This is a genomic window from Tissierella pigra, assembly GCF_009695605.1.
Lineage (GTDB): Bacteria > Bacillota > Clostridia > Tissierellales > Tissierellaceae > Tissierella > Tissierella pigra.
Map to the genome: position 1 here is coordinate 1 of NZ_VUNQ01000040.1, position 26,369 is coordinate 26,369.

A 26,369-nucleotide genomic window follows, 5' to 3' on the forward strand; every position below is an offset into this window, starting at 1 on the left:
AATTAAAATAACCTTGGCAAAGATATAATCAAGATATTTAATTGTAAGTTTTATCCAGTTTAATATTTCTTGTCAGATTAGAGATGAGTAGTTATCTCTAAAGCACAAAGTTATTTACATTCTCAATCAGGGCTAGCCCTGATTATTTTATTTTAGGTATTTCTCAAACCAATTAGTTATTTCTTCTAACCTTCTAATTCTATGTTTTGGCTTTCCAGATCTGCTTAGTTCGTGGTTTTCTCCTTTAAACATACAAAGCCTTGAATCTACTCCATGATATTTTAGAGAAGTAAACATTTGTAGTCCTTCAGGTAACCAACAACGATAATCCTCATTTGAATGTATAAATAAAGTAGGAGTAACTACCTTATCAGCATATTTCATAGGAGAGTGGAACCATAACTTTTCTGGATCATCCCAAGGCGTAGTAGCATTTTGGTCTGTTGCAAAATAATATCCAATATCTGTTGTACCAAAGAAGGAAAACCAATTTGATATACTTCTTTGAGATGCAGCTGCTCTAAATCTGTCAGTATGACCTATTATCCAGTTAGTCATAAAACCACCATAGGAGCCTCCAGTGACACCAACTTTTTCTCTATCTATGAAAGCATATCTTTCAAGGATTAAATCTGTAAATCTCATTATATCATCATAGTCTATAGTACCATATTTACCTCTTATATCAGAGAACTCATTGCCTTTACCATCACTTCCCCTTGGATTACAGAAAAATACTGCATATCCTTCGTTTGTCCAGTACTGCATTTCATGATAGAATACTTCACCATAAACAGTTTTAGGTCCGCCATGGATATTTAGTATAGCGGGGTAAGTTTTTCCTTCCTCAAAGTCTACTGGTTTCATTATCCAACCATCAATAGACGTTCCATCACTTTCAAAGCTTAAATGTTCTGGTTTAGATATTTTTTTATTTGTCATTACCCATTCATTAAAAGAAGTTAATCTAGTTTCTATTTTGTTTTCTAAACTATAGAGTTCTTGTAATCTAATGCCTCTAAGTCCTATGAACTTTATATTTCCATTTTGCACATCAAATCCATCTATGGAGCCTTTATTATCTATTAGTTTTTCTATATTTCCATTTTCATCTATTCTATTAATATAGGAACTATCTCCTTCAGTGGTGATGAAATATAAATAATCTCTGTCTACCTTTATGGATGTGCTACCACCGTATCTGCAATCAGAACCAACAGAGTTCCAAAGTCCATAGTCAAACTCATCTTTAGTTATTTTATGAGCATTTCCTCCATCTAAATCCATCACATAGAAATGAGGATTTTCATTTATACCATAGGACTTCATATCCTTTCCAGCAAAGATTATTTTGTCCCCTAAGAAATCACCGTAGGTGTAGTTAAATATTTCTTCATGACTAAGTTTATTTAGTAAATTTGTCTCTATATTATATAGATACAAGTCATTATTTTTTGGATATTTATCTGTATAAGATGAGGATACTATGACTATTTTAGTCTTGTCCTTATTTAACTTGACACTACTTATATCAGTAAATTCATCTGTAATTGGAGTAGTCTTTTTATCCTTTAGATTATATAAATAAAGCCTAGTTCTTTGTTTATTTGTAACTCCTATTCCATTTCCCCAAAAAGGTATTTCGTCAAATACTTCATAGTCCTTATCTTCTTCTATTTTCTTTAGGGCATTTTCTTTGTCTTCTCCTGATAATTCTTTGATATTAGGCTTATTATGGTTAAAGTTAGCTGTAACTAAGAGATTATCTCCATCTATAAACTCTATGGAATTTACATTAAGGGGAATTTCAAAAGCCTTAGTAGCTTCTCCACCATTTAAATTGATTTCATAATATACAGTGAAGTCTTCCTTTTTTTCTTTTCGTTCTTTATCTTTTTTACATCTCATGGCAGGGAAGAGAATAGTATTATCATCTTTCCATATAAATGACCTTTCTTCATCTAAGGAGGTCAATTTAAATTCCTTATTTGTTTCTTCATTATAAATATGGATATTAGATAGATACTTGTTTTCATCTACATCCATTTCATGCAGTACAAAACCAGTATACTTACTATTTGGTGAAATTCTAATACCTGATAAAAACTTATACTTAGTAAAATCATCTAATTTTAAATATTCCATTATATCCCTCCAATAAATTATTTAGTGTATCTAAACTTATTATATACCATTTAATTTAAAATTTGAAATATTTTTTAATTTATGGAAGATTTAAAGTATATAATGAATTATATAGGAAAAATTTAATTATAAAAACAATTTTGAGTCTTTTAGTCTATGTTATATATGGATAATTTTTGGTATAATTAAAATAAAAAGCCATACTGATTGGAGAGATTAATATGACAAAGCTTACTTTAGAATATATAGTCAATAAAGTTGACGATATGAAAGCCTTGCCTGAAATTATAAATAAAGTAATAGAACTAACTGATGATCCAGATTCTAATGTTCATGATATGGAGAAAGTAATATTACAAGATCAGGTGTTGACTACCAAGATTCTTCGTCTTGCTAACTCTGCTTATTATGGATATGCAAGAAAGATTTCTACTGTATCTCAAGCAACTGTTTTATTAGGGTTTCAAGCCATAAAGGGTATAGCTCTTGCTTCCACAGTGAGAACATATCTAATGGATGAGCTAAGGGGATATTCTTTAGATAAAAATGAACTATGGTCACAATCTCAAACCTGTGCCATAATATCAAGATTTATTGCTAAAAGTATAAAATATTCTAATCCAGAAGAAGCTTATATTGCAGGACTCCTTAGAGATATTGGAAAGACTATATTAAATCAACATATGGAGAAGGAATATATGGAAGTATTGTCAAAAATGGAAGAGGGAAATATGTCTTTTTTAGATGCTGAAAAGGAAGTTTTAGGTTTTGGACATACGGAAATAGGTGAGAAGATAGCTGAAAAATGGGATTTCCCTAAGGATTTGGTAGAGGCTATAGGCTATCATCATACTCCAGAATTAGCAAGTATGAATCCACTTTTAGTTTCAATAGTTCATATTGCTGATGCTATTACTATGATGATGGGAATAGGCCTTGGACTTGATGGATTATCTTATAACTTATCTTCTATAGCAATAAATAATTTAAACTTAGATGAAACACAATTTCAAACAATTATATCTCAAGTAACTGATTTAGTAAAAGATGAGGAGAGTTTTTTAGTGACATAAAAAAAGCAGATAATTTTATCTGCTTTTTTTAAATGTTTCTAAGTTTATTATACTACACTCATGTTTTTTATTATTTCGTATTTCTAGGAAATTTAATATTATTTTTCCAAGGGATGTTAGCTTTATCTCATAATTTGGATAAAGGTTGCATTTTATAATCCCTAAAAATTGTAGATACATATGATATTCAAAGAAGAACCCAGGATAGTTTGAGAAAGCTCCTAGTATATTGCTTATTTCATAATTGATGTTTTCCTTTAATGAGCATAAGGATTTAATTAAATTTTTCTTTATATTTTCTAAAGATGATGAATTTTTTATATCTGAAACTTGAGATATAAAATTATTGTTCCAAATGTATTGGAAGAATAAAGTATATTTATCTTCGTCTCTTAATCTTAAATAATTAGAACCTTTGTTAGATACAAATAGTTTGTTTCCATCAATAGACATTAGTCCTAGATTAATGGAAAAATTATAAAACATATGGATTAAAGGAAAATCTTGTTGATTAGGTGAAGATTTATCAGTATAAGTACCTAATTCTAATATTTGATTTATTTCCATAAGATTTTTCCTTTTAATGTATTTGTATCTTTCTGTCAATTCCAAAGGCTTGTCTAACATATAGAGAATAAATTTATCATAGTCCATTACAAGAGATATTGAGTCTTCATTTAGAAAATCTGATAAAACATTAGATAATTCCCTATCTATTACAAAGGGAGATTTAACCATTTTCAATTTATCTATGAAATCAAATCTAGTTTCACTAATATCTAGCAGTTCCTTATATACTTCTTTATAGTCTATATCTTTATTACTTAGAAATTTCAAATAGTTTTTAAATGTAGATATATAGGAATTCAAATCTTCTTGAGACATTATAAATCCATCACCTATGGCTTCCTCGAAAAAAATCTTAAAGTCTATTTGATCTAAATCATATAAGGTCAAATCTTCATCAGCTAAGTAATATTCAAAGAAATCTATTAGATTTGCAACATATTTCTTTATCATATTTTTAGATGTCTTTAAGCTTAAGTAAGATTCAAATTCATCTATTTCATCATATAGAATAGATAAAATATCTTCGTCCATTTCCATTGCCTTAAATATACAATTTGTATATATTCTATATAGATTTACACTATGTTTTTTAAGATATTTCTGCATAGTAAGATTTTTAGAACTTAGTCTTATCCTATTAAAGTCAATAAGTACTTCCTCTAAAAATATAGATTTTATAGAGGAAGGTAAGAAACTAATATCGCCTATGAAAGTAATATGACCTAAAAGATTTCCTACTCTGGCTAAGGCAAAGTCACCAATAGATATATTGGATACAAGATCTGGTTCCCATATATTATATATCTTATTTTCAAATAAATCAGCTACTTCAATGAATTCCCCATTAGTATCAAGGATCTCAAATAGAGATATATTAGATTTATTTCTTTCATATAAAACTTCTTTTTCTTGCTGTGTTAATTTGTTAGACTTTTCCTTTAAAAACTTTTCAATAAAAGTTTTACCATCTTTGCCTATGAAATCTATACTTATCCATACATTAAATGCTATACTATGTTTTTGTTCTCCAAAATCGGGATAGAAAAACTCTAGTGTATCTAATATAGTTTCATCTTGTATTTCTTCCGATATATAATTTAACAACTTTTTAGTTGCAGACATATCAATTTTTTGTATTTGTTTATAATTAAACTCCGTCATAACTCCCCCCGCTAATTTGCTTACAATAATTCTTTGTCAAAGTATATTATATACTATTAGGATAATAATTGCACAGGAAAAATTATAAATTTGATTTTTGAATTCTGAATTCAAGTAAAAATAAAAAAACCTTCTTCAAGAAAGAAGGTTTTTTTATTAATTTTAAGTTAGTCGTCAGATTAAATATCCGAAAGCTGTGTTATAGCTTTATTTTTTTCCCAAGCATGAAGAAGTAGTGCTACTCCTATGACACCATATGCTATAAATACTCTGAAGTATTCACCGATTTGGGCATTTCCCATTAAGTTTTGACCTGCAAGGGGAGATATAATAAATAATAGATGGAACAAGAAAGTACCTATAAATGCTTCTTTCCAAGAAGCTTTATCTACAGAAGCTCCACCTATAAGAAGGGAAGCAACAGCAAATAATCCAACCTGCTCATGATTATTATAGGTGTTTAGTGTACCCATGTTTTGAAGATAAATGATTTGTCCCCATGCAGCCAATACTGTGGAAATTATAATAGATATAATTCTAGTCCTATCTACATCAATACCAGACACACTTGCTATATGCATACTTTGTCCTACAGCTCTCATTTCTTGTCCTAACTTAGTTTTTAGGAAGAAATAGAGCCCAACAAATAGTAGTATTGTTATGATAAATGTAAATATAGGATAGGACGTAATACCACTAAATATAAATCCATCGAAGGATTTTCTGACTATATTTAAATCTATTGTATTTCTAAGACCAGTTCCTGTAGACATTAGCATATTTGGATTGCTAAAAGGTATAATTCTTCCAGCTAAAACTATAAATACCAACTGATATATACCATTGGCAAAGAATCCAAGAATCATAGATGTAATCATTTCTTTTCCCTTAGCTTTGTTAAGGACTTTTCCAACTAGATAACCAAAGAATATGGCTACAGGAGTGGAAAGCAGTAGAGCAAGGAATAATCCTCCTATTCCTCCGATATTATAGTTCATTATAATTATAAGCCCTATTTGTCCAGCCATAGCTCCTAAAACTATACCAAAGTTTAATCCCATACCTGATATAACTGGTATTATAAGAGAAAGAACTAAGATTAAGTTCCTTGAGAGCCTAAATACCATTTCATTAAAAAGAAAGTTAACTGGCAGCCCTGATAAAAAGAAACCACCTAAACAAAGAACTAAAAATACTATTGGAACCATCATGCCGCTTCACCAGCCTTTCTAGTTAGTGCATAAAGAATTATACCGTTACTTATGATAATTCTTATGATTTCAGCCATACTTCCTTCTGAAAGTATATTGATTACAGGAAGTGCTACAACTAACAATCCTTGGAACAGGAAAGTTCCTATTATTACATGAATTATTTTTGCTTTCTGTAAAGTAGCACCACCAATTAATATAGATGCAGCAGCAGGAAGAGCCACATATAACGGTGCATTGTATAATTGTAAAAAACCGAAAGATTGACTATATATTATAATCCCAATTGCAGCAAGGACTGTAGATAAAACTATACCTATAATTCTTTGTTTATCTACATTTACGCCATTAGATGCTGCAAAGGCTTCTGAACTACCTGCTACTATCATAGCAGTACCTTTTTTACTCTTTGAGAAAACCCATACTATGGACGCAAGGAGTATAAAAGTAAGGATTAATCCTGTAGGGAAAACAACATTACCTATTTTAAAGGCTAAGAACTTATCTAAAACTCCACCCATGGAGGATTCCATAGAAAGAGTAACACGAAGTCCTGATCCACCCATGGCCCAAGTTAATTCTGGATTTTTAAAGGGAGCCACTAGCCAAAAGATACACATAAAGGATACAATAGAATAGCCAAAGTAATTACCTACAGTCATTTCTTGCCCCTTTACTTTATTCAACATCAATCCATACAAATATCCACCAATAATGGCCAAAGGAATTGCAACTATTAAAGCTACAAATAAACTAGCAAAACCAGTAAGCCCTAGTTCGATACTAATTAAAGCACCAATGAGTCCGAAGATTACTCCAAGGGGAAGGTTAAAGTTAATACCTATACCCGATTGGATAGAAGGTACCATAGCTAAAACTAAAATAGCATTCATACCAAATCTAGTAAATATATCTTGCCATATTCCAGACATAGGAAGTTTTAAAGTGGCTGCAGTAATTAACAATATTATTAAAAATGTGGAAATTATTAGTCTTGGAAAACCTATTTTTTCATATATTTTTTTAATATCCATTTAGTCCACCACCTCACTTATATCTTTTCCAGCCATGGCTAAACCAAAGGCTTCATCAGATGCGTCAGGAGGAAGGATAGATTGTACTTTTCCTTCAGTAATTATGGCAATCCTATCTGATATTTGTCTTAGTTCAGCTAATTCACTGGAGGTAATGATGATAGTCATATTTAGTTCCTTATTTAATTTAACTAAAGTGTCTAATACTAATTTTTTAGCACCTATATCTATTCCACGAGTAGGCTCTGATACTAAAAGAATTTCTGGATTCAATGTAAGGGCACGAGCAATACATACTTTTTGCTGATTTCCACCAGATAAAAATCTTGTGTATTGATTAGAGCCTGTACAGCGAATATCTAAATCTTCTATCATTTTGTTTGCGTGGGATTTAATTTCTTTTCCATTGACTATTTTCAAAGGTCCAATATTTTTTATAAATTTTTCCTGAATTTCAATGGAGGTATAGGCTATGTTGAAATCAATCGGTTCATCTAATAAAAGTCCTACACCTTTTCTATCTTCAGAGAGAAAAGCTATAGAATTATTTAACATTTCCCTAGGATTATTTAGAGGCATCTCTTTTCCATCTTTTAATATAGTGCCTTGAGTTGGATATAGTCCCATGATTCCATTAGAAATCCCTATTTTGCCTTGTCCTGCTAGTCCACCTAAACCTAGGATTTCACCTTTCTGTATTTTAAGATTAACTCCTTTTACTTTTTCACCAGGCATATTTACATATAAATCCTTTAATTCTAAAAAAGGTTTCTCATCTAGGTCGATTTCCTTCTTATTTGAAGTTTCAAAGGAGATTTCTCTACCTACCATAAGCCTTGCCATTTCCACAATATCTACATTTTTAGTCTCTATAGATTTAACTAAGGAACCATCACGAAGCACAGTAATAGAGTCTGTCACCTGTTTTATTTCATCTAGTCTATGGGTAATAAAAAGAATTGCTATACCCATATTAGATAGATTTTTTATTACTTCTAAAAACTGTGCAGCTTCAGATTCTGTAAGTACGGCTGTTGGTTCATCTAATATCAAAAGTTTTAGATTTGTTTTGTCAATTTCTCTAGCAATTTCTATGAATTGCATATAACCAACAGGTAGCCCCGCTACTGGAAGATATTCATCTACTGTCATATTTAATTTATTTAAAGCTTCCTTAGATTCTTCTTTCATTTTAGGCAAATCTAATTTTTCAAGTTTAGGGCCTATAATTTTAGAAAGAAATGTATCCTTAGTATTTTCACGATTAAGCTTTATATTTTCTGTAATGGTAAATCCAGGTATAAGCATAAATTCTTGATGTACCATGCCTATGCCCATTTTCATAGCATCCATAGGAGTCTTAGGTAAATAAGGCTTACCATCAAAGGTCATATTTCCTTCAAAACCTCCTGTAGAGTGTATAACAGGCATACCAAATAATATATTCATAAGTGTAGATTTGCCAGCTCCATTTTCTCCTAAAAGCCCATGGATTTCTCCTGCTTTAATATTAAGTGTAACACTTTTAAGAACTTGATTGCCTGAATAAGTCTTAGATATGTTTTCCATTTGGAGTAAACTCATTTTAACCCTCCTTTAGTTAAAGATAAGGGAGCCGTAAAAACGACTCCTCAGTCTTAGAATGTTTGTGAACCTAGTACAAATAATAAGAAGTTTGGAGTTTTTTCATTAAGCTCTGTAACCATGACTTCATTATTTGTATCTTTTGTTGCTTCTTTCATATATTTAATCATTGCATCTTTATCAAATTTTTCTATTTTTCCTTCAGCATAGGCTTTAGCATATTCTACACCAGCTTCTATAATAGCCACGTTTGCTGGTCGATTCCAAGTACCAAATCTTCCAGTACCGCCTTTTTCACCTATTTTAGCTGCTATCTGCTCAGATAGATAGTCTAAGTCTCCTGCTTTGTCTTGAGGTATTTCTATACCTAAAGCACCTGGATAAGCATGATATGGAGATGGACAACATTGCTCAGGATAAATTGCTCCTGTTTCAAGTGCCTGTTGAATTAAAGGCTCCTGCATTGAACAGTTAGTACTAAAGAAAGCAGTATCTTTTCCATATTTGTTAACTTGTCTTGGAACGTCTTCTAATATAAACTGTTGAGCACCTGGTACACCAGCATCTGATGTTGGGTCTGGAGCATCTACTTCTACGAATTCTAGACCTAATTCAGCACAAGTTTTCTTAAAGGCGTCTCTTCTAGCTGATAACAATTCCATAGACATATGTCTTGGGAAAGAATAATGTACAAATGTTTTAGCTCCCATTTCTTTAGCAGTATGAATTATAGACTCACCACGTTGAAGTTGGTCAAGTTCAAGTGCTATATCTGCACGACTTGCAATTACATCTGGGTCTTCATGAGGAACACCTAGAACAAATAATATATCTGGTCTAGTTTCTTTTACCTTGTCGATTGCTGCCGCTGCTCCATTAACTGCCTGAACAAAAACTATTGCTTTAACATCAGGATCAGCAGCAAGAGTAGCAACTTGTGATATAGTTGTCTCTTGTTCTTGAGCAAACTTATCAGGATAAGTAATGTGTTTAATCATGTTGCCATATTTAGCAACCATTCTTTCACCAGCACGAAATTCTTCTTCGCCTTGAGATACAGTGCCGGTTACTATACCAATTTTATAATCCACATCACTTGAGGCGTTTTTAGTTCCACAGCCAGTAGTAACTACTAGAATGGCAACTAAAAAAAGAATAAATGTTTTTTTCATAATATTTCCCCCTTAATTTTTTATATATTTAACTCCATAATAGGAGATAAATAACAAATAGAACCATAATTAGACAGAATAGGACAATAATTCTGAAAATTCTTATTAAAAAAATTTCTATAAAAATAGCCCCACCAAAAGAAGGGCTGATATTTTTACAAGCTTTAGTAATTAACTATCACTTTAATTCAATGTCCATTTTTATCATTATATTTTAATATTATTATTTTGTCAATAATATTATTCCTAATTAAGTAAGTATTCTTACTTTTTCGATTCTATTTTTATCTACATTCTCTATTATAAACTTAATATTTTCATATTCAATAGTTTCATATTCTTCAGGAAAACGGTCAAGAATTCCAATTATAAAACCACCTATGGAGTCAAAGTCTTCAGACTCTATACTAGTTCCTATCATTTCATTAAGAAGGTCAAGTTTTGTGCTTCCATCTACTAAATATTCGTCTTCGCGAATTACTTCTATCTCTTCATGTTCCTCATCATATTCATCTTTAATTTCTCCAACAATTTCCTCAACTAAGTCCTCTGTAGTTACCATGCCAGCAGTACCACCATATTCATCTAAAATAATAGCCACAGGAATACGTTTTAACCTCATATCATCAAATAGTTCCGCTGTAGACTTAAATTCATGAGTAAAGTATGCAGGTCTAATTATATCTCTTAAGTTAAAATTATCTTTATGATCTAAATAAAGTATAAGTTCTTTTACGTGCATTATACCAATTATATCATCTATATCTTCTTCATATACTGGAATTCTAGAGAAGTTTTCTTCCTTTAAAAATTCTAATAATTCCTCATAGGTTGAATTGACATTTACTACAGCCATATTAGTTCGTGGAGTCATTACATCTTTGGCTTGAGAGTCGCCGAACTCAAAAACATTATAAATCATTTGTCTTTCGTCTCCTTCTAATACTCCTTCTTCAAGACTGACATTTACTATGGTTTTTAATTCTTCTTCTGTAATTAAAGGCTGATTAGAATTTGTAGTACCACCTAATAATTTAACTAAACCATTGGTTATAAAAGTTAAAACAGTAATAAGAGGCATAAGAACTATGGTAATTAAATTTATAGGTTTAGCAACTTTTACAGATGTACTTTCTGAGTTTTGAGCTGCTAAGGACTTTGGTGTCACTTCTCCAAAAATAAGTATAGATATAGTCATAACAATAGTGGATATTAGCGGTCCCTTTGAGCCATAAATATCCACGGCTATAGAGGTAGCCAATGCTGATGCTCCAATATTTGCTATATTATTACCTATTAGAATAGCACCTAGTAATCTATTTGGATTATCTACAAGCTTATTGATTAATTTTGCATTTTTTTCATTATCTTCAACCATTTTTCGTAGCCTTATTTTACTTAAAGAAATAAGGGCAGTTTCAGATGCAGAGAAAAAGGCAGAAAACCCAACAAGAATAAATAAAACTATAATCTGTCCAACCAAATCACCAGACAATACCATCACACTCCAAATTATTATTAATAAATAATATAGTAGATATATTATTCCCTAATTATACTTTATCTACTATTTTAATATTTAAGTATAATATTAAAGGTTTTATATATAAAAATCAAGAAATAAAACATTAATATATTAAAATTATACAATATTTGGTAAAATGGTATTATAATCATTAAGGGGGGAAAATTATGTTAAAGTTTAAGGATTTTAAATATGAAAGACCAGACTTAAGTGAGATTACAGATAAGTTTAATGAACTTTTACAAAAGTTTAATGAATCAAAGACTTTTGAACAACAAAATCAGATAATGAAAGAGATCAATAAGGTAAGGAACTATGTAGATACTATGGCAACTTTAGTAAGTATTAGGCATTCCATAGATACGGAAGATGAGTTTTATGTAAAGGAAAATGATTTTATAGACGAAAACAGGCCAAAATTTGAAAACTTAGTTTCCAAATTTTACAAGGAACTGATTAACTCTAAATTTAGAAAAGAATTAGAGGAATATTGGGGAAAACAAGTATTTACTTTGGCAGAACTTCAACTGCAAACATTTTCTGAAGATATAATAGAGGATCTTGTGAAAGAAAATAAATTGGTAACAGAATATGGTAAGCTAATAGCTTCTGCTAAACTTTCCTTTGAAGGAGAAATAAGAAACTTAAGTCAAATGAAGCCTTTCCTAGAATCTAAGGATAGAGATATGAGAAAGAAGGCATCAGAAACTACAACAGAGTTTTTCAAATCCAATGAAGCTGAATTTGATAGGATTTATGATGAACTAGTTAAAGTAAGAGATAAAATGGCCAAGACTTTAGGATTTGTAGATTATGTGGAAATGGGATATAAAAAATTAGGTAGGTCCGATTATAATGCAGCTATGGTTAGTAGTTATAGAAGGCAAGTATATGAAGAATTAGTTCCAGTGGTGGCAGAATTAAAGGATAGACAAAGAAAAAGACTAGATCTTAAAGAAATGAAATACTACGATGAACCATTGGAGTATACAACAGGAAATGCAACACCAAAGGGAGATCCAAATTGGATTATAGAAAATGGAAAGAAAATGTATAAGGAACTATCTCCTGAAACAGATGAATTCTTTACATTTATGTTGGATAGAGAACTATTAGATTTAGTTAGTAAGAAGGGGAAAATGGCTGGTGGATATTGTACTATTATACCAGACTACAAATCTCCATTTATATTTTCAAATTTCAATGGTACATCTGGAGATATAGATGTATTAACTCATGAAGCAGGTCATGCTTTTCAAGTTTATATGAGTATGGGATTTGGACTGCCTGAATACGGATTTCCTACATTAGAGGCTTGTGAAATTCACTCTATGAGTATGGAATTTATCACATGGCCATGGATGGAACTTTTCTTTCAAGATGAAGTGGATAAGTATAAATTTAGTCATTTATCAGGAGCAGTTACATTTATACCATATGGAGTAACAGTAGATGAGTTCCAACATTATGTATATCAAAATCCCACAGCAACACCAGATGAAAGAAAGGCAAAGTGGAGAGATATAGAGAAGAAGTACCTTCCATTTAGAGACTATGCAGGTAACGATTTTCTAGATAAAGGAGGATATTGGTTTAGGCAAGGACATATATTCAGTAGTCCCTTTTATTATATAGACTATACATTAGCTCAAGTATGTGCATTCCAATTTTGGATAAAAACTAGAGAAGATAGAGAAAAGGCTTGGGGAGATTATCTAAGACTTTGTAAAGCAGGTGGAAGTATGCCTTTTTTAGAATTAGTAGAATTAGCTAATTTAGAAAATCCTTTTAAAAATGGAACAATTAAAAAAGTTGTAGGACCAATTAAAGATTGGTTAGACAGCGTAGACGATAGTAATTTTTAATATAACCTAATAACTCCGATTTTTGATTTTAACATCAAAAATCGGAGTTATTTTTGCTATATTCATTAAAGGAAAGGATTTTGTTAGCCGATATATTAAGTAGAAGAGGACAGAAGGGGGAGAAAGGTAATGCAAATATCCAACGTATCAACAGGTCAAAGAACTACTCAAGTACAGAACAGTATGTCAATAAATGGTAGCCCAGATGCTACAGAAAGAAAGAGGAATCCTGAAGAATTTGTTCAAAGAGGAAACAAAAGTATTTCGGAAGAAGAGGTAATAGGTTTAATAGAAAAGGCAAACAAAGATTTCATAATCTATGATAGAAGATTTGAATTTTCAATACATGAAAAGACTAAGCAGATAATGGTTAAAGTAATAGATGTAACAACAGATGAAGTAATTAGAGAACTTCCGCCTGAGAAGATATTAGATATTGTAGCTTCCATGTGGGAGGTTGCTGGGATTATAGTAGATAAGAAAATATAGGGGTGATTTTAATGAGTTTAAGAATACCAGGATTAGCATCAGGTATGGATACGGATTTAATGGTTGAAAGTATGATGAAGGCAGAGAGACTAAAGGTCAGCAGATATGAACAATCTAAGCAAATATCTTTGTGGAGACAAGAAGCATACAATAGTATGAACAAGATGTTTGCTAACTTTATATTAAATACTAAAAAGGACTTGGGTCTAAACAAAACAACTAGTACAGGACTAGTATTGGGAAGTTCTTATAATAATTTGGATTATATAAGAAAGGCCGTGTCTTCTAATGAGAATGTGGCTACTGTAAAAGCTGGGAAAGATACTGTTAATGGAAATTATAGTATTAAGGTGGATAAGTTGGCTAATAGTGCCATTATTGTAGATGGTGAGGTTAATGAAGATACTATAAAAGATCTTGAAAATATCACAATTCAATTAAATGGCACAGATGTAATAAAAATTGATAAAGCAACAGACATGAATGATTTAGTTAAAAAAATAAACTCATATAAAGATGAAGATGGAAAATCCATAGGGGTCACGGCTTTTTATGATAAGGAAAATAAAAAGTTGTTTGTACAAAGTACAGAAACTGGGGCTAAAGTAGAACTAGGACTTTCTTATAATAAAAAAGGAAGTGAATTTACATGCATTAACAGTGCAAAAGGTACAGATGCTCAAATTGAATACAACGGAATAAAGTTAAATTATTCTTCCAACAACATTAATTTCAACGGCATAAACATCGAGCTTAAAGCTACAAGTACAGATTCAATAACTATGAAAGTAGATACTAATGTAGATGGTATATTTGACAAAATTACAAAGCTTATAGATGATTATAATGAACTTGTGGATAAAGCAGGTGGTGCCATAGGCGAAAAAAGATACTCAAACTATCAGCCTTTATCTCAAGATGAGAAAAAAGCAATGCACGAAGATGATGTAAAACTATGGACAGAAAAAGCAAAATCAGGTATGCTAAATAGAGACGAAAACCTTACTAGAATTCTTCAAAACATAAGAACAGATTTGTATAAGACTTTAGATAATCCAGATGGCAGTTTTAATCATATTACACAAATAGGTATAAGCACTGAAAAGTATGCTAAAGGTTCAGTTGGTGGTAAGCTTCAAATAGATGAACAAAAACTTAGAGAAGCAATTATGGAAGATCCAGAAGGAGTAATGGAGTTGCTATTTAAGGAAGCATCATCTCTTCCAGATAAACCAAGTATTAGAACGAAGCCTGTTCAAGAAGAAGGAGTATCAGATGAAGAATTTGCTAAGGATATGGATAAATATAAAGAGGAATTAGAAGCATACAATAAAGAATTACGTGAATATGAAAAAGCGAATAAAAAACATTTGAAGGAGAACAATGGTATATTCACTAACATTTATGATAATTTAATAGATGGAATGAAATCCATTATAGATAAATCAGGTACGGGAGAAGAGGCTGATCTATTTAGAAATGTAAAATCAAATATGTTAATAGATTTTGTAACTACAAAGTCAAGTATATCAGACTTAGATAAAGAAGTGCTTGAGATGAATAAAAGAATAGATAATTTAAATATTTTACTTGCAAGAAAAGAACAATCATATTATGCTAAATTTGCAAATATGGAAAAAATGTTGGCTCAAATGAATAGTCAAAGTAGTTGGATAGGACAGCAGTTAATGAGATAAATAAGGGGAGAAAATAATGGCATATGAGGCATTAAATAAGTACAAACAAAATAGTATAATGACAGCTACTCCAGAAGAACTTACTCTCATGCTATATGATGGTGCAATTAAATTTATGAATATTGGGAAATATAGTATAGAAAACAAGGATTTAGAAAAGGCGCATACTTCACTAATAAGGGCACAGGATATAATACTAGAGTTAAACTACTCCTTAGATATGAATCAAGAAATATCCAAAGAATTAAGGGAACTATATGAATTTGTTTTATCAAAGCTAGTAGATGGAAATATACAAAAAGATACTAAAGCCATAGATGAAGCACTTAATATAGTAAATGAAATGAGAGATACATGGAAAGAAGTTGTAAAACAGATAAAACAAAAAGTTTATCAATCTAAGTAGGTGTAAAAATGACATTTGATAATGTAAAAAAAATGATAGAACTTTCAGAAGAAAAGAAGTCTCTTTTAAATGAAATTTTAGAAATTACAAAGTTTCAGCAGGACTTAATCAAAAATGAACAAATGGAAGAATTAAATCAATCGCTTTTAGAAAAAGAAAAATTAATAGATAAAATTAATATTATAGATAGAGACTTTTTAAAATTCTATGATCAAGTAAAAGTACAAGAACACATAGATAGCTTAGATAAAATTGATATACAAAAATATTCCAATATAAAAGCCTTAAAAGAAATTGTCTCAGAAATAAATACTATATTGAATAATATATCAATTATAGACAAAAACAATACAATAAAAATGAAATCCAATGTAGATAAAATTAAATCAGACTTAAAACAAGTAAAAGAAGCAAAAAGAGCATATAAAGGATATAACTATGAAAATGTAGAAAGTATTCTTATGGATGAAAAAAAATAGAAAGGTTGCCTTTCTATTTTTTTATATATTTATCCACTACTTGTCCATAATATATCCACAGATAAAAAATGGATAAACTTAAATTATAGACAGTTTTGCACAGGTTTATACACATTATCCACAGAAAAACCTATGTTAATTGTTGATTATTAATCTCAAACTGTTAATTATTTATATATATTGTGGATAAGTTTGATTAATTTAAAATTATTTAATATTTTGTTATTATATTAAATTTCAGGGTATTATAATACTATAAACAATATAAGCATATGCTTATATGAAAGGAGTTGGGTTTATGATATTAAAATTTACTGGAAAGAATATGGAGATAACAGATGCACTAAGAGATGTTACAGAGAAAAAGTTAGGTAAACTGGACAAGTATTTCCAACAAAATATTGAGGGTAATGTAACCTTTAGTTCAGAAAAAAATAGGAAGATTATTGAGGTAACCATAAACCTACCTGGAACTATTATTAGGGCAGAAGAAGCAACAGATGATATGTACGCATCTATTGATAAGTCAGTAGACGTATTAGAAAGGCAGATAAGGAAATATAAGACAAAACTACAAAAAAGATTTAAAAACAATGAAACCATTAGATTTGAAAATGTAGTACCCCTACAAAGTGAAGATGATTTTGAGAAACCAAAGCTAGTTAAAAAGAAAAAATTTGGACTAAAGCCAATGTCATCTGAAGAAGCAATACTTCAAATGGAACTACTAGGACACAACTTCTTCGTATTTATGGATGGAAATAATGAAGATGTAAAGGTAGTTTATAAGAGAAAAGATGGAAACTATGGAATAATAGAACCAGAAATTTAACATATATATGAGAAGGTGGGATATACTCCCACCTTTTTTATGTCAATCTTATAGTTGAAAGAAAATTAAATAAATGTTAAAATAATATGATGGTTATATTATATTGAAGGTTGAAAGGTGTGGTTTGAAATGGCAAGCCTATTTAATAAAATATTCGGAACGTATAGTGATAGAGAAATAAAGAAGATTAACCATTTAGTAGATAAAATAATATCTTTAGATGATGATATGCAGAAATTAACAGATGAACAACTGAAAGACAAAACTATAGAATTCAAAAATAGACTAAATAATGGTGAGACTTTAGACGATATATTACCAGAAGCATTTGCAGTAGTAAGAGAAGCGTCCCATAGAGTATTAGGCACAAAGCACTTTAAAGTTCAGTTAATTGGTGGAATTATTCTCCACCAAGGTAGAATTTCTGAGATGAAAACTGGTGAAGGTAAGACTCAAACAGCAATCTTACCAGCATATTTAAATGCTTTAACAGGTAAAGGTGTCCATATAGTTACAGTAAATGATTACTTAGCAAGAAGAGATAAGGAATGGATGGGTAAGGTATATGGATTTTTAGGTCTTACAGTAGGTTGTATCGTTCATGGCATAAACAATATAGAGAGAAAAGCAGCTTATAACTGTGATATTACTTATGGTACAAATAATGAATTTGGTTTTGACTATCTTAGGGATAATATGGTTATTTATAAAGAGGAAATGGTTCAAAGACATTTATACTATGCCATAGTTGATGAGGTAGACAGTATTTTAGTAGATGAGGCTAGAACTCCTCTTATTATTTCAGGAGCTGGAGATAAATCTACTAAGCTTTATGAAATGGCAGATAATTTCGTAAGAAATTTAACTAGTAGAAAACTAGATCCAAATGAATCAAAATCAGATCCATTCGATAGAGAGATTAAGGAAGAAACTGTAGATTATTTAATAGATGAAAAGGCTAAATCCTGTTCTATTACTGAAAAGGGTACTGCGAAGGCAGAGGCTTACTTTGGAATTGAAAACTTATCAGATATGGATAATATGGAAATAGCTCATCATATTAATCAAGCCTTGAAGGCTAATTCCATAATGAAAAGGGATACTGACTATGTAGTAAATGATGGAGAGGTAATTATAGTAGATGAGTTTACAGGAAGACTTATGTATGGTAGAAGATATAGTGAAGGTCTTCACCAGGCCATAGAGGCAAAGGAAAAGTTAAATGTAAAATCTGAGTCAAAGACTTTGGCAACTATTACTTTCCAAAACTACTTTAGAATGTATGACAAATTAGCAGGTATGACAGGTACTGCTAAAACTGAGGAATCAGAGTTTAGAGAAATCTATGATATGGACGTAGTAGAAATTCCTACTAACAAGCCAGTAGCTAGAGAGGATTTAGCAGACGTTATTTATCGTAATGAAGAAGCTAAATTTAGAGCAGTAGTTAGGGAAATAAAGGAAAGACATGCTACTGGTCAACCAATACTAGTTGGTACTATATCAATTGAAAGGTCTGAAATTCTTTCAAAACTTCTTAAAAAAGAAGGAGTACCTCATGAAGTGTTAAATGCTAAACAACATGAGAGAGAAGCAGAGATAGTTGCCCAAGCAGGTAGATTTGGTTCAGTTACCATAGCTACTAATATGGCTGGTAGAGGTACAGATATTACATTAGGTGGTAATCCAGAATTTCTTGCAAAATTAGAGATGAAAAAGAAAGGGTTTACTGATGAGGTTCTTGGTTTAGTAGATAGTTTCTATGATACTGATGATGAACAAGTTTTAGAAGCTAGAAAAGTATATAAGGAATTACACGATAAATATAAAGTTAAAACTGATGAAGAAAATAAAAAGGTTATATCAGCAGGTGGACTTCATATAATTGGTACAGAAAGACATGAGTCAAGAAGAATTGATAATCAGTTAAGAGGTCGTTCAGGTAGACAGGGAGATCCAGGTTCTTCAAGGTTTTATATATCTTTAGAAGATGATCTAATGAGATTATTTGGTGGAGAAAGAATAATTAATTTAGTTGATAGCCTGAAAATGCCTGAAGACGAGCCACTAGAACACTCAATGCTAACTAAGGCCATAGAAAATGCTCAAAGAAAAGTAGAGAGCAATAACTTTGCCATTAGAAAACATGTATTAAAATATGATGATGTAATGAACAAACAAAGGGAAGTTATATATGGTGAAAGAAGAAAAGTATTGGAAGGAGAAAATCTTCGTCCTCAAATTCAAGAAATGATTAAGTCTTTAATAACAGATAATGTAGAGGTCTATACTAGTCAAAGCAAATATCCAGAAGAGTGGGATATGGAAGGATTAGAAAATTATTTAATAAACTTATTTGATTTCAATAAAGGATTTTTAGTTTTTAATGATATAGAAAGCCTTACTAAAGAGGATTTAATAAATAAAATAGTAGAAAAAGCTGAAGAGAAATATAAATCTAAGGAAATGGAATTTGGAGAAGAGAGATTTAGGGAAGTAGAAAGAGTAATCTTACTTCAAATAGTAGATAGTAAGTGGATGGATCATATAGATGCTATGGACCAATTTAGACAAGGAATTGGACTTAGAGCCTATGGTCAAGAGGACCCAGTTAGAGCATATCAAAATGAAGGATATGATATGTTTAACGAAATGACCCATAGTATTTGGGAAGATACCGTAAGATTATTATATGGAGTTCAGAATCCAGATAAAGTTCAAAGAAAGAAAGTAGCAGAACCTATATCTACTAATGTTGATCAGATAAATACGACTGTAGTAAATAAAGAATCAAAAGTAGGAAGAAATGATCCTTGCCCTTGTGGAAGTGGAAAGAAATATAAAAAATGCTGTGGACAGTAAAGAGGTGGTATATTGCAAGATATTTACTTAGATAAAGAGAAACTTCATGATATAAAAGAGATGGTTATAGAATTAGGTGTTTCACTTTGACATTGAAGGACTAAGGGAAAAAAGTCTTGATTTGGAACAGCAATCCTATGAAGAGGATTTTTGGAAAGATGTGGAGACAGCGCAGAAGACTATGCAGGATATGAAAGCTCTTAGAAATCAAATAGAGGAATATGAAGGGTTGATAAAGTCCATAGAGGATTTAGAAGTTTTTATGGATTTGATTTTGGAAGAAGAAGCTTATGATATGTATAAGGACCTAGAAGAAGGACTTCATAATATAATTAAAGATGCAGATAAATTTAAGTTGAATACTTTGCTTTCTGGAGAATTTGATAAAAATAATGCCATTCTTTCTATACATTCAGGAGCGGGAGGACTTGAAGCTCAAGATTGGGCTGAAATGCTTTTGAGATTATATAGAAGATGGGGAGAAGGTAAAGGATTTGGAGTTGAAACCTTGGACCTTTTATCTGATACAGAAGGTGGTATAAAATCTGTTACTCTTCTGATTAAAGGATATAATGCCTATGGATATTTAAAGTCAGAAAAGGGAGTTCATAGACTAGTGAGAATATCACCTTTTGATTCAGCAGGAAAGCGACATACTTCCTTTGCTAGTATTGATGTATATCCTGAAATAGAAGGTGAAGTAAATATTGAAATAAACCCTTCTGATTTAAAAATAGATACTTATAGGTCCGGTGGTGCTGGTGGGCAACATGTAAATACTACGGATTCTGCTGTAAGGATTACTCATATTCCAACTGGAATTGTGGTCCAATGTCAGAGCGAGCGGTCACAGACCACCAATAGACAGACTGCTATGAATATGCTAAAAGCTAAGCTTATTCAATTGAAAGAAGAAGAAAAGAAAGAAAAGATTGAAGACCTACAGGGAAGTTATAGTCAAATAGCTTGGGGTTCTCAAATACGTTCCTATGTATTCCATCCATATAGTATGGTGAAGGATCATAGAACCAATATGGAAGTTGGAGATGTATATGGAGTAATGGATGGAGATATTGATATTTTTATAAATGAATATTTAAAACAAAAATCCCTTTCATAGAAGGGATTTTTGAATTTATGAAGAATATTAATATAGTAGATTAATTAAAGGAGAAGATATAATGGATATTTTAAAGGTACTTACTGATGAATTTAAATTAAAGCCTTTTCAGGTAAAAAACACAGTGGAATTATTAGATGAGGGTAACACTATACCTTTCATAGCCAGATATAGAAAGGAACAAACTGGAGAGTTACAGGATATGGTCATTAGAGACTTATCCAATAGACTTACATATTTAAGAAATCTAGAATCAAGAAAAGAAGAAGTTATTAGATTAATTGATGAACAAGGAAAACTGACAGATGAACTAAAAAATGATATTTTAATTTCAGATACCCTACAAAGAATAGATGATTTATATAGACCTTTTAGACCAAAGAGAAGGACTAGAGCAACTATTGCTAAGGAAAAGGGACTTGAGCCTCTTTCTGATATTATTTGGAGTCAAGTTTTAGATGGGGAAGAATTTAAAAGAGCCATTGCTAATTTTATAGATGAAGAAAAAGAGGTAAACAATGAGGATGAGGCTTTAGCTGGAGCTATGGATATTATTGCAGAAATAGTATCCGATGATGCTGATAATAGGGAATTTATTAAGAAGATCATAAATAATAAGGGTATATTAACTACAGAGGCTGTAGATAAGGAAGAAAAAACAGTATATGAGATGTATTATGATTACAAAGAGCCTGTAAAATCAATGGCGAACCATAGAATATTAGCCATAAACAGGGGAGAAAAGGATAAAAAATTAAAGGTAAGCCTAGATATGGATGGAGTAGATTTAGCTGAATTGTTGATTGAAAAGTTGAGAAAAGATAAAAATAAAGACTCCTTCATATATATACAAAGAGCTGTAGAAGATGGATATAAAAGACTTTTATTTCCTTCCTTAGAAAGAGAAATAAGAAATAATTTAACTGAAAGAGCAGAGGAGGAAGCCATAAAGGTATTTGCATTGAATTTAAAGCCATTGATTATGCAGCCTCCTATTAAAGGAAAAAATGTAATGGCTATAGACCCAGGGTTTAGAACAGGATGTAAAGTAGCAGTAGTAGATGAAACAGGAAAGATGATGGACTTTACTACTGTGTATCCTACAGAACCTCAAAATAAAGTAGAAGAAACAAAGGCTAAGTTAAAGGAACTGATAAATAAATATAATGTGGATTTGATTGCTATTGGAAATGGTACTGCTTCTCGTGAAACTGAAATGGTTGTGGCTGAAATGCTTAGGGAAATAGATAGGGAAGTATCTTATATAATAGTTAGTGAGGCGGGAGCATCTATTTATTCTGCATCGGAAGTAGGTATAAAAGAGTTTCCAGATTTAGATGTATCTATTAGGGGGGCAGTATCCATTGGAAGAAGATTACAAGATCCGATGGCAGAGTTGGTAAAAATAGAACCAAGACATATTGGAGTAGGTCAATATCAGCATGATTTAAACCAAGGTAAATTAGATGAGGCTTTAACTGGAGTTGTGGAAGATTGTGTAAATACTGTAGGAGTAGATTTAAATACTGCAAGTCCATCACTACTTAAATATGTGGCAGGAGTATCCACTCGGGTTGCCAATAGTTTAGTGAAGGCTAGGGAAGAAAAAGGTAAATTCAGCAATAGAAAGGAACTTTTGAAAGTAAAGGGGTTAGGGGAAAAGACTTTTATTCAATGTGCAGGATTTTTGCGTATTCCAGATGGAGATAATCCCCTTGACAATACAGGGGTCCATCCTGAATCCTATGAAGTAGCAGAAAAGCTACTAAAGATGAACTATACTAAGGGAGAAATAGAAAAAATATCAGAAGAACTAAATGTAGGAGTATTAACATTAGAAGATATAATCAAGGAATTGGAAAGACCAGGAAGAGACCCAAGAGACGAAATGCCAAAGCCAATTTTGAGACAAGATGTACTTAAAATAGAAGATTTAAAGGAAGGTATGGAGTTAAATGGAACCATAAGAAATGTAGTAGATTTTGGTGCATTCGTAGATATAGGAGTGAAGGAAGATGGATTGGTACACATATCTCAGCTTTCCAATAAATTTATAAAGCATCCTAAGGAAGTAGTTAAAGTAGGAGATGTTGTTAAGGTTAGGATAATCGAGGTAGATATGGAAAGAGGAAGAATTGCATTAAGTATGAAAGAAGTATAAAAGCAGTGAATAGTTAAGAGTGAATAGTGAATAGTATGGGTGACCTTTGGTCGCCCTCAAATAATTATTGAATTATCCAAATATTATATATATAATATTACTTAGAGTAACGAAACATAATAGCTCAGTTTCTAGTTTACTAGAAACCTCCACAACTATTCACTATTAATTATTAGTTATTCACTAAATATAAGGAGGAATTTATAATGGTATTTATTAAAAATGGTACAATATATACTATGGCAGGAGAAGTAATAGAAAATGGTTCAATTCTTATAAAAGAGGGTAAAATTATAGAAGTGGGAAAGGATATTATTGCTCCGTTAGATGCAGAAATAATTGATGCAGAATGCAGAATAGTAACACCAGGGTTTATAGATGCTCATTGTCATTTGGGTATGTGGGAAGAAGGTATAGGGTTTGAAGGTAGCGATGGCAATGAAATGACAGATCCTGTAACTCCACATATGAGAGCAATTGATGGAATCAATCCTATGGATATTTCCTTTAGAGAAGCATATGAAGGTGGGGTTACTACTGCTGTAACAGGACCAGGAAGTGCCAATGTAATAGGGGGTACTTTTACAGCTATAAAGACTTATGGCAGTAGAATAGATAATATGATTATAAAGAATCCAATTGCTATGAAGGTTGCTTTTGGTGAAAATCCAAAAAGAGTATATCATGGACAAAATAAAACTCCTATGACTAGAATGGCCACAGCTGCCATATTAAGAGATACGTTGTTTAAAGCAAAGACTTATTTGGAAAAAAAGGAAAATGCAGAAGAAGCATCAAAAATGCCAGATTATGATATAAAAATGGAAGCTTTGATACCAGTCCTTAAAAAAGAAATTCCCCTAAAAGCACATGCTCATAGGGCTGACGATATATTTACAGCTCTTAGAATAGCCAAAGAGTTTGATGTAAATATTACACTGGATCATTGTACAGAAGGTCATTTAATAGTTGATGAATTGGTTAAGGAAGAAAAACCAGCCATAGTAGGACCAACTTTTGGAAATAGATCAAAATTTGAATTGCAAAATAAATCTTTTGATACTCCAAAAGTGTTGACTGAAGCAGGAATTAAGGTTGCCATAACCACAGATTCACCAGTAATTCCTTTACAGCATTTGCCTTTATGTGCAGGATTAGCTCATAATGCAGGACTTTCTGAAATAGAAGCATTTAAAGCTATTACTATAAACCCAGCAGAAATAGTAGGATTACAAGATAGAATAGGAAGTATAGAAGTAGGAAAAGATGCAGATATAGTTATATTTGATGGGCATCCATTAAAAGATGTAGATTGTAAAACTTATGTTACAATAATCAATGGAGAGGTAGTTTATAAAAGATAGTTATTAGCAGTTAATAGTGAATAGTGGATAGTTAAAAAGATTAAAGAAACCTTATATTTTCAACTATTCACTAGATAAACAAACTAAGCGATGTACACAAAATTGAAAACCACAATTTTGGTACCCTGCTTATATTAGTTATTCACTATTCACTTTATTGTGGAGGTGTTTGTATGAAATTAGGATTTATAGTCAATCCCATTGCAGGAATGGGAGGTAGAGTAGGACTTAAAGGCACTGATGGCCCAGAGGTTCTAGAAAAAGCTAAAAGTCTGGGTGCATTACCTGAATCTCCTGAAAAGGCAAAGAAAGCCTTAAAGGAGTTGCTGCCTATTAAAGATAGATTAGAGATATATACTTATCCTGGAGCAATGGGAGAAGACGAAGCCATAGAAGTAGGATTTCAACCAATAGTTTTACAGAAAGACAAAGAAGATTTCGGACCAGAAAATACAGAGGAAGCTGCTAAAAAGATGATAGAAAAAGAAGTAGATTTAATCCTTTTTGCAGGTGGAGATGGAACGGCTCGAAATATTTATAATGCTATAGGTACTGCAGTTCCAGTAGTAGGAATACCAGCAGGAGTAAAAATTCACTCTGGAGTATATGCAAATCATCCAAAGGCTGGTGGAGAATTGGCTCTTAAATATCTTCAAAATGAAGAGATGAAAATAAAAGAAGCAGAAGTAATGGATATAGATGAAGAAGCCTTTAGAGGTGGAGTAGTTACAGCGAAATTATATGGATATATGAATATTCCATTAGAACCCGAATTAATGCAGGCTACTAAATCAGGTGGATTAGGTACAGAAGAGGCGGCATTAGATGGAATTGCAGATAGAATTATAGAAGAAATGGAAGAAAACCCTGATACATTTTTTATCATAGGTTCAGGAACATCTACTAGACCTATAATGGAGAAACTAGATTTACCAAATACATTACTAGGTATAGATATAGTAAAGAATAAAGAATTAATAGGTTCTGATGTAAATGAAAAAGAAATATTAGATACAATAGATGGACATAAGGCAAAAATAGTAGTCACCGTCATAGGTGGTCAAGGATATATATTTGGTAGAGGAAATCAACAAATTAGTGCAGAAGTAATTAAAAAAGTTGGAAAAGAGAATATATTTATTGTAGCACCAAAGAATAAGATTTTATCATTAGAGGGAAGACCTCTTTTAGTAGATACTGGAAATGACGAGGTAAATAGTATGTTCAATGGATATATGAAAGTCATAAACACTTATTATTCTGAAACCATAGAAAAGGTAGAAGGGCTTTAGAAATAACTATAATAAGTTATTGACATAACTTATATATAGACATATAATAAAATTAAGATATATCTTCAGGGGGAGGTGTAAATCCTCACCGGCGGTAAAGCCCGCGAGCCGAGCAATCGGTTGACTTGGTTAGATTCCAAGGCCGACAGTTACAGTCTGGATGGAAGAAGATGTAATAGACCTTGTCTATTTTTGTACCCCGAAGATTTTCTTCGGGGTTTTTTATGACCTAACTTAGCGAATGCTAGTGAGCTTTAGTAGGTCAAACGTAATGAGAACCAAATCTATTGAGCGTAGCGAGTAGATAGATTTGAGTTTCGAAACTAC

General features: G+C 31.4%; 19 protein-coding genes and 1 riboswitch. Of the genes, 12 read left to right on the top strand and 7 right to left on the bottom strand.

All coding sequences use genetic code 11. The features are described 5' to 3' along the window. Positions 1 to 147 precede the first annotated feature (147 nt). Positions 148 to 2,145, bottom strand: coding sequence for a S9 family peptidase (locus tag FYJ83_RS14730; RefSeq protein ID WP_154441747.1), 1,998 nt, complete (start codon positions 2,143 to 2,145; stop codon positions 148 to 150). A gap of 221 nt (positions 2,146 to 2,366) precedes the next feature. On the opposite strand from FYJ83_RS14730, the gene FYJ83_RS14735 reads away from it, so the two are divergent. Further along, positions 2,367 to 3,218 (top strand): HDOD domain-containing protein, encoded by an 852-nt coding sequence (locus FYJ83_RS14735; RefSeq protein ID WP_154441749.1) that lies wholly within the window; start codon positions 2,367 to 2,369, stop codon positions 3,216 to 3,218. A gap of 15 nt (positions 3,219 to 3,233) precedes the next feature. On the opposite strand, the gene FYJ83_RS14740 is transcribed toward FYJ83_RS14735, so the two are convergent. From FYJ83_RS14740 to FYJ83_RS14765, 6 genes are all read right to left on the bottom strand, one after another. After that, positions 3,234 to 4,949, bottom strand: coding sequence for a hypothetical protein (locus FYJ83_RS14740; RefSeq protein ID WP_154441751.1), 1,716 nt, complete (start codon positions 4,947 to 4,949; stop codon positions 3,234 to 3,236). Between the two features lie 179 nt (positions 4,950 to 5,128). After that, positions 5,129 to 6,160, bottom strand: a complete 1,032-nt coding sequence (locus FYJ83_RS14745; RefSeq protein ID WP_154441753.1) for an ABC transporter permease subunit — start codon at positions 6,158 to 6,160, stop codon at positions 5,129 to 5,131. Beyond that, on the bottom strand, positions 6,157 to 7,194 hold the full coding sequence (locus tag FYJ83_RS14750) for an ABC transporter permease subunit (RefSeq protein ID WP_154441755.1): 1,038 nt from the start codon (positions 7,192 to 7,194) through the stop codon (positions 6,157 to 6,159). Before FYJ83_RS14750 ends, FYJ83_RS14745 begins: the two co-directional genes overlap by 4 nt. Then, positions 7,195 to 8,778: a sugar ABC transporter ATP-binding protein gene (locus FYJ83_RS14755; protein WP_154441757.1), complete on the bottom strand. Its 1,584-nt coding sequence runs from the start codon at positions 8,776 to 8,778 to the stop codon at positions 7,195 to 7,197. 53 nt (positions 8,779 to 8,831) lie between these two features. Then, complete coding sequence (locus FYJ83_RS14760; protein ID WP_154441759.1) at positions 8,832 to 9,950, bottom strand: DUF3798 domain-containing protein; 1,119 nt, start codon at positions 9,948 to 9,950, stop codon at positions 8,832 to 8,834. Positions 9,951 to 10,200: 250 nt separating this feature from the next. Beyond that, a complete protein-coding gene (locus FYJ83_RS14765) occupies positions 10,201 to 11,445 on the bottom strand; it encodes a hemolysin family protein (protein ID WP_216585611.1) in 1,245 nt (414 codons plus the stop codon). A gap of 197 nt (positions 11,446 to 11,642) precedes the next feature. Here FYJ83_RS14765 and FYJ83_RS14770 point away from each other — a divergent pair, with 197 nt between their 5' ends. From FYJ83_RS14770 to FYJ83_RS14820, 11 genes are all read left to right on the top strand, one after another. Then, the gene (locus FYJ83_RS14770) at positions 11,643 to 13,340 is read left to right on the top strand and encodes a M3 family oligoendopeptidase (RefSeq protein ID WP_154441763.1); all 1,698 of its coding nucleotides are present in this window, start codon (positions 11,643 to 11,645) and stop codon (positions 13,338 to 13,340) included. A 129-nt stretch (positions 13,341 to 13,469) separates the two neighbouring features. Then, positions 13,470 to 13,829, top strand: a complete 360-nt coding sequence (locus tag FYJ83_RS14775) for a flagellar protein FlaG (RefSeq protein WP_154441765.1) — start codon at positions 13,470 to 13,472, stop codon at positions 13,827 to 13,829. Between the two features lie 11 nt (positions 13,830 to 13,840). Continuing rightward, complete coding sequence (fliD, locus tag FYJ83_RS14780; RefSeq protein WP_154441767.1) at positions 13,841 to 15,526, top strand: flagellar filament capping protein FliD; 1,686 nt, start codon at positions 13,841 to 13,843, stop codon at positions 15,524 to 15,526. A gap of 16 nt (positions 15,527 to 15,542) precedes the next feature. Then, on the top strand, positions 15,543 to 15,932 hold the full coding sequence (gene fliS / locus FYJ83_RS14785) for a flagellar export chaperone FliS (protein ID WP_154441769.1): 390 nt from the start codon (positions 15,543 to 15,545) through the stop codon (positions 15,930 to 15,932). An 8-nt stretch (positions 15,933 to 15,940) separates the two neighbouring features. Continuing rightward, the gene (locus tag FYJ83_RS14790; RefSeq protein WP_154441771.1) at positions 15,941 to 16,411 is read left to right on the top strand and encodes a flagellar protein FlgN; all 471 of its coding nucleotides are present in this window, start codon (positions 15,941 to 15,943) and stop codon (positions 16,409 to 16,411) included. 298 nt (positions 16,412 to 16,709) lie between these two features. After that, entirely contained in the window at positions 16,710 to 17,243 is a 534-nt protein-coding gene (gene hpf, locus FYJ83_RS14795; RefSeq protein WP_154441773.1) for a ribosome hibernation-promoting factor, HPF/YfiA family, read from the top strand. Positions 17,244 to 17,372: 129 nt separating this feature from the next. Next, positions 17,373 to 20,105 (top strand): preprotein translocase subunit SecA, encoded by a 2,733-nt coding sequence (secA, locus tag FYJ83_RS14800; protein WP_154441775.1) that lies wholly within the window; start codon positions 17,373 to 17,375, stop codon positions 20,103 to 20,105. A 12-nt stretch (positions 20,106 to 20,117) separates the two neighbouring features. Next, a protein-coding gene (gene prfB, locus FYJ83_RS14805) for a peptide chain release factor 2 (protein ID WP_195838019.1) occupies positions 20,118 to 21,225 on the top strand; the annotation gives its coding sequence in 2 pieces (ribosomal slippage) (positions 20,118 to 20,192 and positions 20,194 to 21,225; 1,107 coding nt in all). A 61-nt stretch (positions 21,226 to 21,286) separates the two neighbouring features. Continuing rightward, complete coding sequence (locus tag FYJ83_RS14810) at positions 21,287 to 23,386, top strand: Tex family protein (RefSeq protein WP_154441777.1); 2,100 nt, start codon at positions 21,287 to 21,289, stop codon at positions 23,384 to 23,386. A gap of 206 nt (positions 23,387 to 23,592) precedes the next feature. Further along, entirely contained in the window at positions 23,593 to 24,750 is a 1,158-nt protein-coding gene (locus tag FYJ83_RS14815) for an amidohydrolase (RefSeq protein ID WP_154441779.1), read from the top strand. A 173-nt stretch (positions 24,751 to 24,923) separates the two neighbouring features. Further along, complete coding sequence (locus FYJ83_RS14820; protein ID WP_154441781.1) at positions 24,924 to 26,042, top strand: ATP-NAD kinase family protein; 1,119 nt, start codon at positions 24,924 to 24,926, stop codon at positions 26,040 to 26,042. A 57-nt stretch (positions 26,043 to 26,099) separates the two neighbouring features. Further along, a riboswitch (FMN riboswitch) is annotated at positions 26,100 to 26,218 on the top strand. The last annotated feature ends 151 nt before the right edge of the window (positions 26,219 to 26,369 follow it).

Excerpts from the sequence above, each read along its gene's own strand:
- hpf (WP_154441773.1), top strand. The coding sequence starts at position 16,710 with ATGATATTAAAATTTACTGGAAAGAATATGGAGATAACAGATGCACTA.
- secA (WP_154441775.1), top strand. The coding sequence starts at position 17,373 with ATGGCAAGCCTATTTAATAAAATATTCGGAACGTATAGTGATAGAGAA.
- fliD (WP_154441767.1), top strand. The coding sequence starts at position 13,841 with ATGAGTTTAAGAATACCAGGATTAGCATCAGGTATGGATACGGATTTA.
- FYJ83_RS14760 (WP_154441759.1), bottom strand. The coding sequence starts at position 9,950 with ATGAAAAAAACATTTATTCTTTTTTTAGTTGCCATTCTAGTAGTTACT.
- FYJ83_RS14730 (WP_154441747.1), bottom strand. The coding sequence starts at position 2,145 with ATGGAATATTTAAAATTAGATGATTTTACTAAGTATAAGTTTTTATCA.
- FYJ83_RS14745 (WP_154441753.1), bottom strand. The coding sequence starts at position 6,160 with ATGATGGTTCCAATAGTATTTTTAGTTCTTTGTTTAGGTGGTTTCTTT.
- FYJ83_RS14735 (WP_154441749.1), top strand. The coding sequence starts at position 2,367 with ATGACAAAGCTTACTTTAGAATATATAGTCAATAAAGTTGACGATATG.
- FYJ83_RS14770 (WP_154441763.1), top strand. The coding sequence starts at position 11,643 with ATGTTAAAGTTTAAGGATTTTAAATATGAAAGACCAGACTTAAGTGAG.
- FYJ83_RS14775 (WP_154441765.1), top strand. The coding sequence starts at position 13,470 with ATGCAAATATCCAACGTATCAACAGGTCAAAGAACTACTCAAGTACAG.
- FYJ83_RS14810 (WP_154441777.1), top strand. The coding sequence starts at position 21,287 with ATGGATATTTTAAAGGTACTTACTGATGAATTTAAATTAAAGCCTTTT.
- FYJ83_RS14750 (WP_154441755.1), bottom strand. The coding sequence starts at position 7,194 with ATGGATATTAAAAAAATATATGAAAAAATAGGTTTTCCAAGACTAATA.
- FYJ83_RS14820 (WP_154441781.1), top strand. The coding sequence starts at position 24,924 with ATGAAATTAGGATTTATAGTCAATCCCATTGCAGGAATGGGAGGTAGA.
- FYJ83_RS14790 (WP_154441771.1), top strand. The coding sequence starts at position 15,941 with ATGACATTTGATAATGTAAAAAAAATGATAGAACTTTCAGAAGAAAAG.
- FYJ83_RS14740 (WP_154441751.1), bottom strand. The coding sequence starts at position 4,949 with ATGACGGAGTTTAATTATAAACAAATACAAAAAATTGATATGTCTGCA.
- FYJ83_RS14755 (WP_154441757.1), bottom strand. The coding sequence starts at position 8,778 with ATGAGTTTACTCCAAATGGAAAACATATCTAAGACTTATTCAGGCAAT.
- FYJ83_RS14815 (WP_154441779.1), top strand. The coding sequence starts at position 23,593 with ATGGTATTTATTAAAAATGGTACAATATATACTATGGCAGGAGAAGTA.
- fliS (WP_154441769.1), top strand. The coding sequence starts at position 15,543 with ATGGCATATGAGGCATTAAATAAGTACAAACAAAATAGTATAATGACA.